Source organism: Dyella silvae (genome assembly GCF_026421305.1).
Lineage (GTDB): Bacteria > Pseudomonadota > Gammaproteobacteria > Xanthomonadales > Rhodanobacteraceae > Dyella > Dyella silvae.
On record NZ_JAPJBQ010000009.1, the window covers coordinates 75799 to 90852 of the forward strand.

At 62.4% G+C, this 15054-nt stretch carries 9 protein-coding genes; 4 read left to right on the forward strand and 5 right to left on the reverse strand.

Annotated elements, in window-relative coordinates; genetic code table 11:
* Positions 1–487 precede the first annotated feature (487 nt).
* The 4 genes from OQE56_RS17925 to OQE56_RS17940 form a co-directional block, all read right to left on the reverse strand.
* The gene (locus OQE56_RS17925) at positions 488–1846 is read right to left on the reverse strand and encodes a metal-dependent hydrolase family protein (protein ID WP_267226112.1); all 1359 of its coding nucleotides are present in this window, start codon (positions 1844–1846) and stop codon (positions 488–490) included.
* A gap of 99 nt (positions 1847–1945) precedes the next feature.
* Entirely contained in the window at positions 1946–4570 is a 2625-nt protein-coding gene (gene plsB / locus OQE56_RS17930; RefSeq protein WP_425601643.1) for a glycerol-3-phosphate 1-O-acyltransferase PlsB, read from the reverse strand.
* Positions 4571–4613: 43 nt separating this feature from the next.
* On the reverse strand, positions 4614–5627 hold the full coding sequence (locus OQE56_RS17935; RefSeq protein ID WP_267226116.1) for a hypothetical protein: 1014 nt from the start codon (positions 5625–5627) through the stop codon (positions 4614–4616).
* Positions 5628–5944: 317 nt separating this feature from the next.
* Positions 5945–6835, reverse strand: coding sequence for a 5'-nucleotidase, lipoprotein e(P4) family (locus OQE56_RS17940; RefSeq protein ID WP_267226118.1), 891 nt, complete (start codon positions 6833–6835; stop codon positions 5945–5947).
* Between the two features lie 157 nt (positions 6836–6992).
* On the opposite strand from OQE56_RS17940, the gene OQE56_RS17945 reads away from it, so the two are divergent.
* On the forward strand, positions 6993–8021 hold the full coding sequence (locus OQE56_RS17945) for an AI-2E family transporter (protein ID WP_267226119.1): 1029 nt from the start codon (positions 6993–6995) through the stop codon (positions 8019–8021).
* A 395-nt stretch (positions 8022–8416) separates the two neighbouring features.
* The gene (locus OQE56_RS17950; protein ID WP_267226121.1) at positions 8417–11266 is read left to right on the forward strand and encodes a TonB-dependent receptor domain-containing protein; all 2850 of its coding nucleotides are present in this window, start codon (positions 8417–8419) and stop codon (positions 11264–11266) included.
* A 73-nt stretch (positions 11267–11339) separates the two neighbouring features.
* Here OQE56_RS17950 and OQE56_RS17955 read toward each other — a convergent pair whose 3' ends face one another.
* Positions 11340–13322: a UvrD-helicase domain-containing protein gene (locus tag OQE56_RS17955; RefSeq protein ID WP_267226122.1), complete on the reverse strand. Its 1983-nt coding sequence runs from the start codon at positions 13320–13322 to the stop codon at positions 11340–11342.
* Positions 13323–13486: 164 nt separating this feature from the next.
* On the opposite strand from OQE56_RS17955, the gene OQE56_RS17960 reads away from it, so the two are divergent.
* Together OQE56_RS17960 and OQE56_RS17965 are read left to right on the forward strand one after the other, a co-directional pair.
* Positions 13487–14326, forward strand: coding sequence for an SEL1-like repeat protein (locus OQE56_RS17960; protein ID WP_267226124.1), 840 nt, complete (start codon positions 13487–13489; stop codon positions 14324–14326).
* 73 nt (positions 14327–14399) lie between these two features.
* The gene (locus OQE56_RS17965; RefSeq protein ID WP_267226125.1) at positions 14400–15032 is read left to right on the forward strand and encodes a thymidine kinase; all 633 of its coding nucleotides are present in this window, start codon (positions 14400–14402) and stop codon (positions 15030–15032) included.
* Positions 15033–15054 lie beyond the last annotated feature (22 nt).

Below are 15054 nucleotides of genomic sequence, written 5' to 3' on the forward strand. Positions count from 1 at the left end.
AGGTCCGCGTGCGGGTTGCGGGCTTTTCGACGGGGCTCCTGCCCCGACGAAAAGTGGCTGGCATCCATGCCAGCCACCCCTGCGGGGCCTTCTCTCCACCCGCCCGCCGCCTCATACGGGGACCCGGAAGGTCAAAAGCCAAAGCGACGAGCAAGAGCGAAGAGCCAGAGCGAAGAGCCAGAGCAGCGCCAAAGCTAAAGCGAAGCGCCGCTTTAAGTCCTCTTGGCTATGGCGCGTTGCGAAACGCTTGGAAGTAACTGTGTTGTGTCCCACAGGGACTGGCTTCGCGTCGTAGGCGGCACTCTGGTGGCAGCGCCAGGTTCAGAGCCAAGCAACGTCACTGGATGACCCGTCATTCGGCTGTTGTGAAGCGTTTCCTGCCTTCGCCTCGATGACGGTGAGGGGGAGCAATCCTTGTCGCGAGCACCCGCCCTTCACCCCAACCCCTTCCCGCAGGGGAGAGGGAGGTAAAAGCCAAGAACAGGGCTTACAGCACAGCCTTGCCGTCCAGCTTGTACACCACGCCGTTCTTCATCACGAAGCTGACCTTCTGCATCAGCGTGATGTCGTCCAGCGGGTTGCCCGGCACGGCGATGACGTCAGCGTAGCGGCCTACGGCAATCTGGCCGAGCTCGTTCTGCTTGTGCAGCAGTTCGGCGGCGTGCGTGGTGGCAGCCTGCAGCACGAACATAGGCGGCATGCCGGCTTGCACCATGTACTCAAATTCCTTGGCGTTCTGGCCGTGAGGATAGACCGCCGCATCGGTACCGAAGGCGATCTTGACTCCAGCCTTGTACGCCTTGCCCGCAGTGGCCTGGATGATCGGCCCCACCTGCATGGCTTTCGAAGCGACTTGCGGCGGGTAATAGCCGGGCTTGGCAGCCATTTCCTGCACGTACTTGCCGGCGATGATGGTCGGCACGTACCAGGTGCCATGTTCCTTCATCAGCTTCATGTCTTCGTCGTTCATGAAGGTGCCGTGTTCGATCGAATCGACGCCGGCCAGCACGGCGCGGCGAATGCCTTCGGCGCCATGGGCGTGCGCCGCTACGGTGAAACCGTAGTCATGCGCGGCGGTGACCACGGCCTTGATCTCTTCCAAGGTCATTTGCGCGTTGTCAGCGCTGCTGCCTTCGTCCAGCACGCCGCCCGAAGGCATGATTTTGATGAGGTCTACGCCGTCCTTGTAGTGCTGGCGCACGGCCTTGTGAGCATCATCGACGCTATTGATGATGCCGTCCTTGGGGCCGGGATCGCCTGCCAGATCCGAGCGGTAACCATTGGAGGCATCCGCGTGGCCACCGGTGGTGCCGATGGGCTTGCCGGCAGTGAAGATGCGCGGACCCGGCACGATGCCGGCGTTGATGGCATTGCGTAGCGCAATGGTTTCGTTGCTGCCGTCACCGACGTTGCGCACGGCCGTAAAGCCGGCCAAAAGTGTGCGATGCGCGTACACGGTGGAGCGCACGGCGTAGTCGGCTACGTTCCAGCGAAACTGGTCGGAGTATTCGGTGGGGCTGGTTTCGAGGGAAAGGTGCGTGTGCGAGTCGATCAGGCCAGGCATGCAGGTGGCGTCGGCCAGATTCTGGAAGTTGAACCTGCCGCCCGCGGCGGTGGCGGCATCCTGATAGGGCTTGGGATCGACCGCGCCAGCCTTGATCTCCTTCACCCGGTTGCCTTCGATCACCAGTGTGGTTTCACCCAGCAATTTGCCGGCGACGGGGTCGACCAGACGGGCGCAGTGCAACACGGTGACATCGTGATTCGCCTGGGTGGCGGGTTCGGCCGCGATGGCGGCAGGCAGCGCGAGGGCTGCGGCGATGGCGAAGGCAACGCGTGTGATCATGGCGAACTCCCCGGAGTGAAGCAGCCATCTTAGGGGAGTGATCCACGCAAAGAGGGGTGACTTTCGTCACCCCTCGGCAGGCGGCACAAAGCGGAAGGGTCAATCCTTGCGCGTTGTCTCTTCGGTCACCGTAACGATTTCGGCGGGCGCATGCTCGTGCTGTTCCGCCGCCACATGCCGCTCGTGCAATGCCTCGCTGGTGGCATCGGCCGGCAGCGGTTTTTCGGCAGGCTCTTTCTCGCCATCGCCACCCGGGGTGATCTTTAGAATGGAGTGGCGTACTTCACGGGCAAGAATGACGCGGGCGTCGCGCACCATGTCTTCCAGGCCGCGGTCGTAGTCCAGCTTGCCCGCTTCGTCGGTCCACACGATGCGGCTTTCGCGCAGCTTCTGGATGAAGCCGCGGAACAACGCTTTGTCGAAGAACTCCGGCGCAGACAGCTCGTTGAGCAGGCTCAGGCGCTGGGCGGTGAGTGTGCAGGCATTCTCCAGCTCCGCTCCTGTCAGGGTATGCGGGCCGTTCTTCACCAGTGCGGCGATAGTGATGTAGTAGCGCTCGAACGCCTGGATGAGGCTGCGCGCGATGATTTTGAGCTGGAACGCTGCGTCGTCCTGCCCGGGGCCACGCTCCAGCACGCGGCCTTCGCCGGTGGACTCGAGCAGACCGCGACGCACGAAGAAGTCGATCGTGGATTGCAGCTGGGCGCAGAAGCCATCCGCATCCCACGGCAGGAACAGCTCGCCCTGGATGAACGGATAAATGATGCGGCCCAGGCGCAGCACCGAGGCGCGCGACATGCGGCGATTGTTGAGGAAGCAGCACGCCACCCATGCGGCGGTCGCCGTGAGGTGCAGCACGTTGTTGCGGAAGTAGCTGAGCAGTACGGCCTGCTCGTCTTCGGTGACCAGCACGTCGCCGAGCGGGTGGCGCACGCGGCGGATCCAGCCCATCTGCTCGCCATAGGCGATGATGCCGGCCGGGTCCATCGACGTGAGGGTCATGCGGTCGGAGTAGGGCAACTCCTCCAGCAAGGCCTTCATCAGCTCAAGCTGCACCAGCAGATCGTTCTCCGCCATCGCGTGCTTCGGCGTGGCGAGCAGCGCCAACCCGAGCAGGTTGATGGGGTTCACGTCTGCGGCGCGGTTGATGTTGATCTGAATCTTGTCGGCGAGGCCGTCCACCACGCGGCCCAGCCATTCGGGCTTGGCATCGGGATCGTCAGTGCGCCAATCGGGGCTGGCGGCGTCGAGCAGCGGATTGAGTTCGATCGGCTCGCCGAAGTTGAGCGCCACATGGCCGTAGCGCTGGCGCAGCACCTTGAGGCCGCGCAACAAGCCGATCAGCGATTCCTTCTCCTTGGGCTTGCCGGAGAGTTCGCCGATATAGCTCTTGCCCTCCATCAGCTTCTCGTAGCCGATGTACACGGGCTGGAACAGCACCGGACGGCGCGGCGCACGCAGGAAGGCGCGCACCGTCATCGCCAGCATGCCGGCGCGCGGCGCCAACAGGCGGCCGGTACGCGAGCGTCCGCCTTCGATGAAGTACTCCATCGGCACGCCGCGGTCGATCAGCTGCGCCACGTATTCGTTGAACACCACTGAATACAGCGCATTGCCCTTGAAGCTGCGGCGCAGGAAGAACGCACCGCCGCGGCGCAGGATGGGGCCGATCACCGGCAGGTTGAGGTTCACGCCGGCGGCAATGTGCGGCACCACCACACCGGACATATGCAGCTGGTACGACAGCAAGAGATAGTCCGCGTGGCTGCGATGGCAGGGCACGTACACCACTTCATGGCCGGGCGCGGCAGCGCGGGCCTTTTCGAAGTGGTGCATGGCGATGCCGTCGTACAGCTTGTTCCAGAAATTGGAGAGCAGGAACGACGCCGAACGCACCACCGGGTGCGAATAGTCGGCGGCAATCTCCATCACCATGTCGTGCGCGCGGCGCCACGCCTTGGCCGGGCTGATGTTTTCCTTTGCGGCCGTGGCGGCGATCGCGGCACGCACGGGTTCGGCGTTCAGCACCGAATCCACCACGGTACGGCGGTGCGACAGGTCGGGGCCAATCACCGCTGCGCGAATACGGCGGAAGTGCGTGCGCAGCACGCGGGCAATCTTGCGGGTAAGGCGCTCGGGACGGATCTCGGCGGCTTCGTTCACCACGGTGCGCAACGACACCGGCGTGGAGAAGTGCACCACTGTGTCACGGCCGTTGAGCAGCAGCGCCAGCATGCGGCGGAACCGGCCGACCATCACCCAGTTTTCGGAGAACAGCACACTGAACCAGCCCGACTCGCGGGTGGGCGCGCGGCCGACATAGATGGAGACCGGCACGATCTGGATGTCGCGCTCGGGGTCGCCTTCCAGCGAGCGCACCAGCTGGCCCAGCGGTTCGTTCGGCGGGCGCTTGCGGTTGCGCCCGAACAGCCAGCCGTCGCGGCGGGCCAGGGCAAATACCGAGCGCTTGCGGCGGGTGCCCTGCAGCGGCTGCATCGGGCTGGGCAGGCCAGCCTCGCGGCAGGCCCGTTCCAGGATCAGGGCATCGGAAAAGCCATCGCGTTCAATCACGTAGCACACGCGCACACCCGCCTGAAGCAGGGTGGCGGGTTCAGCAGGATCGCGGCGGATGCGCACCCAGGGTTCGAGCAACTGCCCGGCCAGGTTGAACCACCAGGGCGCGCGGCTACGGGCGGGAGTGTCCGTGGTCGACATATTCAGCATCCCCAGATTGTAACCGGTGAGCCTAAGAAACCGGTTCAGGTGTTTAGTGCTTTGTGACGGAGCTGTGGGTGGCGGGCTTCACTGGCGCGGTCTGCGGTGGCGGAGCTGCGCTGGCCGGTGTCGCTGGCGCGGCCGCACTGCTGGCCGGTGCCGGCGGTGCCGACAGGCGGTCATGGGCTTCGCGTACGTTCTGCAGTACGTCGGCGCTGTACCAACGGCCGTCCTGCTTGATCAGTTCCGATTCGGTGGAAAGCGGCTTGCCGAGCAAGATGTAATCGAGGCGCACGCGGGCATGGTCGTTGCGGTTCTCCAGCAGGGTCACCTTCACCGAGTCCAGCGTTTCGTCCAGCGGCAGGCCGTAGATGTTCAACACCTGCTTGATGGCCAGAAAGCCGGTGTCGTACTTCTGCATGGCGGTGTCGAAGTCCATGGCGCGCAGGTCTTCGGGGGTCTTCAGATCCAGCTTGCGCGCCGCCGCCACCACCACGGCGATGGCCTGCTTGGCCTTGGCCTGGTCGAACCACGGCACCTTCTGCGCCCAGGGGGCCAGCACATTGATGACCTCGGCGGCTTGCTGTTTCTGCGGATTGGTGAGGTCTTTGCTCTGGGCGACGCCGGTGATCGCGATGTTCTGCACGATGCCGATCATGATGGGCACCTGGTCGTGGTACTGCTGCTGCAGCTGGTTGAGCTTGGGCCTGGCGATGGCGTAGAGCTTGGTCTCCGCATCCGGCTCGGTGAGCTGCTGCATGTCTTTGATGAAATCGGCGCGTTGCTCGGGCGTGACCGGCTGTTCGTCAGGGCGTGGGCGGGTCCAGTCGCGGCGCAGCGTGTCGTAGTCCGCGGGGGGCAGCGCATGCTTCCAGAAGCCGGCGAAGTCGGCGGCCTTGATCAGCGCCACGGTTTGCTGCACCGACGCTTCAGGCGTCTCGCCACCGGCAACCACCGGGGCCGGCAGCGCGTTCTTGTGCGAGGTCATGAACAGGGCGCCGATCGTGGCCAGCACGAGCAGGGCGATGAACGCACCAACGGCGTAGAAGACAGATGAGCGACGCATGGAATCTCAGGTTTGGCGCCCGCTTAACGCAATTCGGGCCGTCGGCGGAGCGTAAGGGTGTCGACTCCACGTGAACAAGAGTCGCGGCGCGAGGGTGAGAGCCCGGTCATAGGCTCTATTAAGGATGCGCCCAAAAAGAAAACCCCGCGGGCGTTGGGCCTCACGGGGTAATCCGGCAGAGCCGGAAGGGAAATGGCCTTGCCTGCGGAATTTTCAAGGTCAGCAGGTGTTGGCAGGGAAGATCTTACTTCCCCGTTAAACTTAAAGCAATACGTTAGCTTGTGCTGCGTAAGTTGCTGATTTTTATTGATCGATAGTCAATCAAAACGCAGCGACTGGATCTTCTGGCGCCGGCGCTCATCGCGCGGGGCTGCCCAATCATTATTAAACAAAGCAGGCTCCCATGCGCCATAGGTCGGGTTGGGGAGCACGAACCAGCGCGTGCCGATCCAGTTCACGTACGACGCCATGGCCTTCTGGCGGCCCGCCTCGTTATTGGCCAGAACAGTGACAAAATCGCCGATCTGGTCGCCAAATTGCATCAATACGCGGTATTTGTGACTGATCAGCTGGCGGCGGCAGCTCTTCTCGGTGCCGATCTGCTCGCAATCTTCCACAAAGGTGCCCAGGCCAAGAAAGGCCTCGGGGCCCGAAACCGGCAGGCCTTCCTTGCGCAGGTTGGCCAGGGTGGCCTGGTCCAGATCCTTGGCGCGGTTGGAGATGTAGATCACCGCGATGCCATGGCTGGCGGCGAACTGGGTGAATTCGACCACGCCCGGCAGGGCGCGGGCCCGCTGCTCGTTGCACCAGGCGGCCCAGTCAGCCTCGTTGTACTCGCCGCCGCTCTTCACCAGGCGCGCCTGGTAGGGCGAGTTGTCCAGCACGGTTTCGTCGATATCCAGTACTACGGCCGGTTTGAGGCCAGCGGCGGGGGCCAGGCGATCGTCCTTGGGCAGCGCGTCCCACTGCTTGTCGGCGAGGGCGGCCAGCAGGCGCGACTGGGCGTCCCGATAGGTCTGCAGATAGATCAGGTCGTGCTCGATCGCGGTCTGGCTCCAGGCCACCGCGTTGAGGTTGTCGTCCGCCGGCGTGGCGGTGCTGGGCGCTGGCGCGGCGGGCGCGCTGGCGACGGGCGCCTTGGCAGGGGCGGCAGAACAGCCGGCAAGCAGGACCAGGGCGGCAAGAGCCGCCGGCAAACGAACAGACATGAAGGATTCCCGTGAAAACCGATGACGCACCATCGAACAATTTTACGACAACGGTGTGTCTGACCCCAGATGGACTGGGTGTGGCACTGCGGGTCTGGCGGCATTCATCGCCTGCTGACAGACTCAGCGCGTCCCCCTCCATTTCGCATGAACTTGCATGGACTCCCCCGCACCCGCTCGCCAGCCGTCGTTCGCCATCCGCCTGACTAGCTATCTGCTGGCCGCGGCCGCTTTGATGCTGATGCTCGTCTTGCATCTGTTGCCAGCGCTGTTTGCTGGCCTGCTCGTGTACGCGCTGGTGCAGACCACCGCGCCGCTCCTGGGCAAGCGCGTGCCGAGCGATCGTGCCCGCGTGCTGGTGGTTGCCCTGCTGGGCACCATCGTGGTCGGCCTGCTGGTGCTGCTGATCCTCAGTGCGGTGAGCTTTCTGCGCAACGAGATCGGCAATCCCGAAGTGCTGTGGGAGCAACAGCTGATGCCGCTGGTGGAAAAAGCGCGCCAGCAGCTGCCCGCGTCCGTGGTGGGTTGGCTGCCAGATACGGTGGATGATTTGCGCATGATGGCCATGGAGCTCACGCGCAAGCACTCAGTGAGTCTGCAAACGCTCGGCAAGGAAGCGGCGCGTGTGTTCGTGCACATCCTGATTGGCATGGTGCTGGGCGCCATCGTGGCGCTGAGCCGCGCGCGTCCCGCGCATCAGGTGGGGCCGCTCGCTGCCGCACTTGGCCAGCGCTGCCAGCGTCTGGCGGAGGCGTTCCACAACATCGTGTTTGCGCAGATCAAGATTTCCGCGATCAACACCGTGTTCACCGCAATCTTTCTGCTCGGCGTGCTGCCGATGTTGGGCATCCATCTGCCGCTGGCCAAGACGCTGGTGGTGCTGACCTTCATCGTGGGCTTGCTGCCGGTGATCGGCAATCTCATCTCCAATACCGCCATCACCATCGCGGGCCTGTCGATATCGCTGGGTGTTGGCGTGGCCGCGCTTGGCTTCCTGATACTCATCCACAAGCTCGAATACTTTCTCAATGCGCGCATCGTCGGTGGGCAGATTCGCGCGCGTGCATGGGAGTTGCTCGTGGCGATGCTGGTGATGGAGGCCGCGTTCGGTCTGGCGGGTCTGATCGCCGCGCCGATTTATTACGCCTATCTCAAGAGCGAGCTGGAAGCCGAACGGCTGATCTGAACCTGTTCCGGGAGTCGGGCGATGGGCGCGATTCCTGATGGCGAACGGTGGCCAATCCGTTCTCGACGAAAGAAAGTTCTTGCGCCTTGAGCCTCGGGCGAGACGTGGCGATGAGTGATCATCATGCCGTCTCATCCTTTGTGCACTCCTGCATGTGCCGATTTACGTTAGAAGTTTCCTATTTTTTCAACGCGGTGCATGAATTTGCGACCTGCGAATACACCCCTGTGTAAACAAACTTTCATGTGATACACAACCGCCCGCGAGAACCAAACAAACCGTAAGAGGGTGTCTCCGGGGGGTGCTCCTCTTTCGGGGGTTTTCGCAGGGAGAGGTAGTGCGCCGGGATTCGGCGCCCTGCGCAACGCAGACAAAAAATAATTGGGGAGACAATGATGTCGAAGTACAAACTCAGCGCTGCCGTGACGGCAGCGTTGGCGCTCAGCTATGCGTCCGTTTCGTTCGCAACCGCCAATGTTCCTGTGACAACCCCGTCGGCGTCAGATACGACCACCGGCAGCGATGCCTCCGCTGACGCGGATGCAGCCAAGAAAGCCAAGAAGCTCGAAGCCGTCTCGGTCACCGGCTCGCTGATTCCGCAGTCGCAGGTCGAAACGGCCACGCCGGTCATCACCATTACCGCGCAGGACATCAAGGCTCGCGGCTTTGCCACGGTCGCGCAGGCCTTGCAGAACGCTTCAACCTCGACGGGTAGCGTGCAAGGTGCCCAGTTCAGTGGCGGCTTCACGCAGGGCGCGCAGACGCTCAGCATGTTCGGCCTGCCCACCGGCTTCGTGAAGTACCTTATCGACGGGCGCCCGATGGGCAACTTCCCGGCGCTCTACAACGGCAGCGATGTCTTCAACAATCTCAGCAGCATCCCGGTGGAGATGGTCGATCACATCGACATTCTCCCGGGCGGCCAGTCGTCCCTGTATGGCTCCGATGCGATTGCCGGCGTGATCAACATCGTGCTCAAGAAGAAGCTCGATGCACCGGTGCTGGACGTGCGCTACGGCTGGAACAGCAACGGCGGCGGCGCGACGCGCCGTGTGTATCTGGCGGACAGTTTCAATGTCGGCAAGTTGAATGTCGTCGCAGGCGTGCAGTTCCAGAACACCAACCCCACCTGGGCCTACAGCCGTGATCTGACCAAGGAATACCCCACCGAGGGGGCGACGCCGCAAGCAGCGGGGCGCAATTATCTGGTCGTCAGCGCGACCGCGCAGAGCAACGGCTACTACTTCGAGGATCCGAACAACTGCGCGAACGCTGCCCCCGGGTACGGTGGCACGACCAAATACAGCTTCCGCGTCAACAGCGGTAATTACTGCGGTTCGATATACGAACCGGGCTTCGTCACGTTGGCCAATGCGGAAAAGACGGCCAACCTGTATACGCACGCCACCTTCGACGTCAACGAGAACCTGCAGCTTTACAGCGACTTGCTCTACAACTACCAGGAGCAGAAATGGCAGGGTGGGCTCAACAACATCTGGTCGACGCAGATCACCTCCGTGGGCAGCTTCTATGAGCCGAACATCGGTGACTATGTAGACCTGCAGCACATCTTCTCGCCGGAAGAGGTTGGTGGTTACCAGAACACCATGACCAAGCAGATCGAGAATTCCTACATGTTCACCCTGGGCGGCAAAGGCACGTTCGGGCAGTCGAACTGGGATTACGATCTGGGCTTCACCCATTCCGATGACCAGACCAACACGCGCGATTTCCTCTCGTTCGCTGGCCCCATCAACACCTTCTTTACCAATCGCGTGCTCGGACCGAACCTGGGTCCCGATCCCAACGGTTTTGGTGTATCCACCTATGCGCCGAACTATGCGGCGTTCTACACACCAATCACGCCAGCGGATTTCCACAGCTTCGGTGGCTATGTCGCTACCTATGGCAAGACCTGGGACAACATGTTGCGCGGCCAGGTCACCGATGCCTCGCTGTTCACCCTGCCGGGTGGCGACGCGGGCCTGGCGGTCGTGCTCGAGGGCGGCAACCAGGGCTGGGCTTATGAGCCGGACGCGCGCTATTTCAACGGCGGCATCTACGACATCACCGCCTCGCAAGGCTCAGGTCATCGCTACCGTTATGCGGCGACCACGGAAATGAACTTTCCGTTGTTGACCCAGCTGACCGCCGATGTTTCGGGCCGCTATGACAGTTACAAGGTAGCGGGCAATACGGTCTCGCACGGCACCTACAACCTTGGACTGGAATACCGTCCCTTTGAAACCCTGCTGGTGCGCGCCAAATACGGCACCGCGTTCAAGGTGCCGACCCTTGCCGACGAGTTCTCCGGCCCGAGCGGCTCCTACAGCCAGGTGGTTGACTACTACAACTGCGCGAAGTTGGGCTTCACGGGCAATAACCTTGGCAACTGCCCGGGCAACTACCAACAGGCCAATTACTTCTCCCAAACCCAGGGCAATCCCGCGCTCAAGCCCATCACCGCCAAGGTATGGAATGCGGGTGTGGTATGGGCGCCGCTCCAGCAGATGTCGTTGAGCATCGACTACCTGCACTTCGATATCAGCAACGAAGTGGCGACGCAAAGCGCAGACAAGATCTCGCAGCTCAATTCGTTGTGCCTGCTTGGGCAGATGGACATCAATTCACCGTCGTGCCAGGCCAACATCAACCAGGTCACACGCGATGCGTTCGGCACCATCCAGACCATCAACACGCCCAAGGTGAACGTGGCCAGGGAGCAGGTGAATGCGCTCACTGCCAATTTCAGCTACACGGTGGAAATCGGCTCCTACGGCAAGCTGTTCTTGCAGAGTGCCTACAGCGATGAGTTGAAGCATACCTATCAGCAATACGCCGGCGATCCAGTTATCGACTATCTGCGCAGCCCGTACTGGAATACGGACTTCAAGACCAAGTTCAACGCGTCGCTGACCTGGAGCAAGGGTGACTGGAGTGCTACGGCCTTCGTCAACCGCTACGGTTCGTCGCCCAACTATCAGGCAACGGTGGTCAACAACTACACCGACCCGGGAACCGGCAAACTGTCGCCCTGGATGATCTACAACGCCAGCGTACAGTACACGCCGATCGCGAACCTGACCTTGTCCTTCCTGGTGAACAACCTGTTCAACTCGATGCCGCCGAAAGATGGCAGTTATCCGGGTAGCCTCGGAGGCGGGCCGTACAACAGCACCAACTACGACGTGTACGGCCGCCAGATGTATATCGAGGCAACGTACAAGTTCGGTACATCGCACTAAGTACCGTTGGTTGGATGAAAACAAGAACCCCGCCACTGGCGGGGTTTTTGTTTTCCGGTGATTCGCTGAAAGCTCAGTTGCCGGCCAGCATCGCCGCGATCTTGGCCATGTGTGACTCGGCCGTTTCGCGCACCACTTCCTTGTCCGCTTCCGGATCCTTGCCTTGCCAGTGCAGGTCATCCTGCGGCAATTCATGCAGGAAGCGGCTCGGCTGATTGCTGTGGACTTCGCCGTAGCGCTTGGTTTTGGCAGACCACGACAGCGTGAGCATTTCCTTGGCGCGGGTGATGCCGACGTACATCAGGCGGCGTTCTTCGTCGATGCGTCCTTCGTCGATGGCGCCATCATGCGGCAGCGTGCCTTCTTCGCAGCCGACGATGAAGACGAAGCGGAACTCGAGGCCTTTCGCGGCATGCAGCGTCATCATGCGCACCGCATTGCCTGGTTCGTCGCGATCGGCGTGCGTGAGCAAGGCCAACTGCGCGGCAAGATCGCCCGTGGTGTGATCGTTGCGCTGCATGGCGCGGAACCAGTCGGCGAGTTCGCGCAGATTGCCCAGCCGGCGTTCGCGCAGCGTGGCGTCCGCGGTGCTGGCCGCAATTTGCGCCGCATAACCGGTGCGCTCGAGCACGGTCTCCACCAGGTCGGCGGCGCTCTGGTGCAGCGAAGCGCTGCGCAGTTCGTCCATCAGCTGGGTGAACGATGCGAGCGCAGCGGCGGGGCGCGGCGTGAGCTGGCGCAGAACGCTATCGCTGCGCGCGGCATCCAGCAGCGGCGCGTGACGCGTCTGCGCAATCTGGCCAAGCTTCTCTAGCGTGGTCGAACCAATCTCGCGCTTGGGTACATTCACCACGCGCAGGAACGCTGCATCGTCGCTTGGGTTGGTCAGCAGGCGCAGATAGCAAAGCAGGTCTTTCACTTCGCCGCGGTCAAGAAAGCTCAGCGCACCGGAGAGGTGGTATGGCACGCGCGCCAGGCGAAGCGCCTTCTCCAGCGGTCGCGCCTGGAAGTTGCCGCGATACAGAATGGCGATATCGTGCCAGCGCGCCTTGTGTTTCTCGGCGAGCGTGGCGGCAATGGCGGCCACGCGCTCGGCTTCGTGCTCGTTCTCCTTGCACTCCAGTACGCGGATCTGCGCCCCTTCCGGATGCTCGCTCCACAGCTTCTTTTCGTGCAGGTGAGGGTTGTTCGCGATCAGCTTGTTTGCCGCACGCAGGATGCGCTTGCCGCAGCGATAGTTCTGCTCGAGCTTGATCACGCGCAGCGATGGCCAGTCCTTGCCGAGCTGGTCAATATTCTCGGGATTGGCGCCACGCCAGGCGTAGATCGACTGGTCATCGTCGCCCACGCAGGTAAAGCTGCCGCGCTCGCCCGCCAGAGCCTTCAGCAGACGGTACTGCGCATCATTGGTGTCCTGGTATTCGTCGACCAGCAGGTAGCGCAGGCGTTCGCGCCATACGGCGCGGCACGCTTCATCGGTTTCGAGGATGCGCAGCGGCAAGCGAATCAGGTCATCGAAATCCACCGCGTTGAATGCGGAGAGTCGTTGTTGATACAGGTCGTAGATGGTCGCCGCATCCAACTCGCGCGGGCTGCGCGCAGCGGCCAGTGCCTCTTCCGGTGACAAGCCGGCGTTCTTCGCACGGCTGATCAGATTGCGCAGGCCAAACAGCACGTCGGGCTTGGCCCCCTTGGGAGCCAGCTCCTTGAAGATGCCTTCACTGTCGTCCGCATCAAGCACGGAGAAGCCTTTGCGCAAGCCAGCGCGCTCATGCTCCATCTGCAGAAACTTCAGGCCGAGTGCGTGAAACGTACACACGGTGAGTGCGGCCGCGTCCTCGGTGCTGATCAGCTTCGCCACGCGCTCGCGCATTTCCTTCGCCGCCTTGTTGGTAAAGGTGATGGCGGCGATGCGTGACGGGGCGAGTTTCTTGCGGGCGATGAGATACGCGATCTTCTGCGTAATCACGCTGGTCTTGCCCGACCCTGCGCCGGCCAATACCAGCAGCGGGCCGTCGCAGTGTTCGACGGCGGCCAATTGTTGGGGGTTGAGCATGATGTGCGCGGAGGCCTGAGCGACGGGCGATGGTAGCAGAGGTGGCCGCTCCGGTTGGCGGCGGGGCTGACCATACGCCTGATGTATGCTCCCGAACCAAGGCCCCGGCGGCGGTCTTATGGGGGGCAGTATGGCGTCCGCATCATCACCAGGGAGAGTGTGATATGGCGAAGGCGACTCGTTTCATGCTTATGGGTGTCCTGCTGGCGGGCAGTTTCCTCGGTACGGCTCTGGCGCAAGAGCTACCGTCGTCGCCGACGACGACCGATGGCCCGAGCGCAAAAGCGCTGGAAGCGGCCAGGGATCTGCAAGAAGTGCTGGACGAGCCTTCCGTGGCTTGGCAGCACCCTGATCTGCGTTATCGCCAGTTGGGTCTCGATGCGTATCGCAACGGCAGCAAGGAGCGGGCGCTGCGATTGCTGATTGAGGCTTCGCGGTACGCAGACAAGCCCTCGCAAGCCATGGTGGCGGCGATGTACTGGCATGGCGAAGGCACTGCGGTCGATCGCCCCCGTGCGTATGCCTGGATGGATCTCGCGGCGGACCGCGGTTATCGCGACCTGTTGGTTCAACGCGAATTGTTCTGGCATTCGCTCACCGAAGCCGAGCGTCGCACCGCGCTCGACCTTGGCAAGGAGATCTATGACCAATACTCCGACGATGCCGGCAAACTCAGGCTGGAACGCAGTCTCAGCCTTGTGAGAAACAAGGGAACCGGCAGCCATGCCGGGTTCATTGGCAGTGGCAACACGATTTTCTCGTCGGGTATTCGTGGCTACTCCAATGACGCGTTGCCCGCTAACTCCGTGGCCCGCCTACTGGGGCAAGTCGATGGCCATTCGATGGACTTCAAGCTGGTGTATGACCCCATGCTGTGGCATGCAGGCCCGTATATGCAGCTGAAAGACGTGCAATGGCAGCTCAGCCGGCCGTTGCAGGGACACGTGGACGTCGGCGATCCGCAAACCGTTCGGTCGCCTGACGACACCCAGCCTCCGGTATAGGTCAACGCTGCTCGTGTCGGGGCGCCATAGGGTGGCAACCGGGTAACATCAGCGCCCCGCCGCAGGAACGATCATGGCCAAGCTCTATTTCTATTACTCGGCAATGAATGCCGGCAAGACCACCACGCTCCTGCAGAGCGCCTACAACTATCACGAGCGTGGCATGCGCACGCTCATCCTGACGCCTGCGCTGGACAACCGGTTTGGCGAGGGCGTGGTGGCTTCGCGTATCGGCTTGAAAGCCAACGCTCGCCGCTTCGGCACGGAAGAAGATCTGTTCGCCCTCGTGCAGGCCGATATGGCCGAGCGCGGCCCGCTGCATTGCGTGTTCGCGGACGAGGCGCAGTTCCTCAGCAAGGCGCAGGTGTGGCAGCTCAGCGACGTGGTCGACAAGCTCAACATCCCGGTGTTGGCCTATGGTCTGCGTACCGACTTCCGTGGCGAACTGTTCGAGGGCAGCCGCTACCTGCTGGCCTGGGCCGACAATCTGGAAGAGATCAAGACCATCTGCCACACCGGCCGCAAGGCCACTATGGTGGTGCGTGTGGATGAACAGGGCCGTGCGGTGACCGAAGGTCCCCAGGTTGAGATTGGTGGCAACGACCGCTATGTCTCCGTGAGTCGCGCCGAGTTCAAGAACATTACGGAAGGACACGGCAGGATTGAACTGCAGCAGCCGGTGCTGCCGCTTGGCGAAGGGCACTGAGGCCCCTCCCATTCACCAGAGG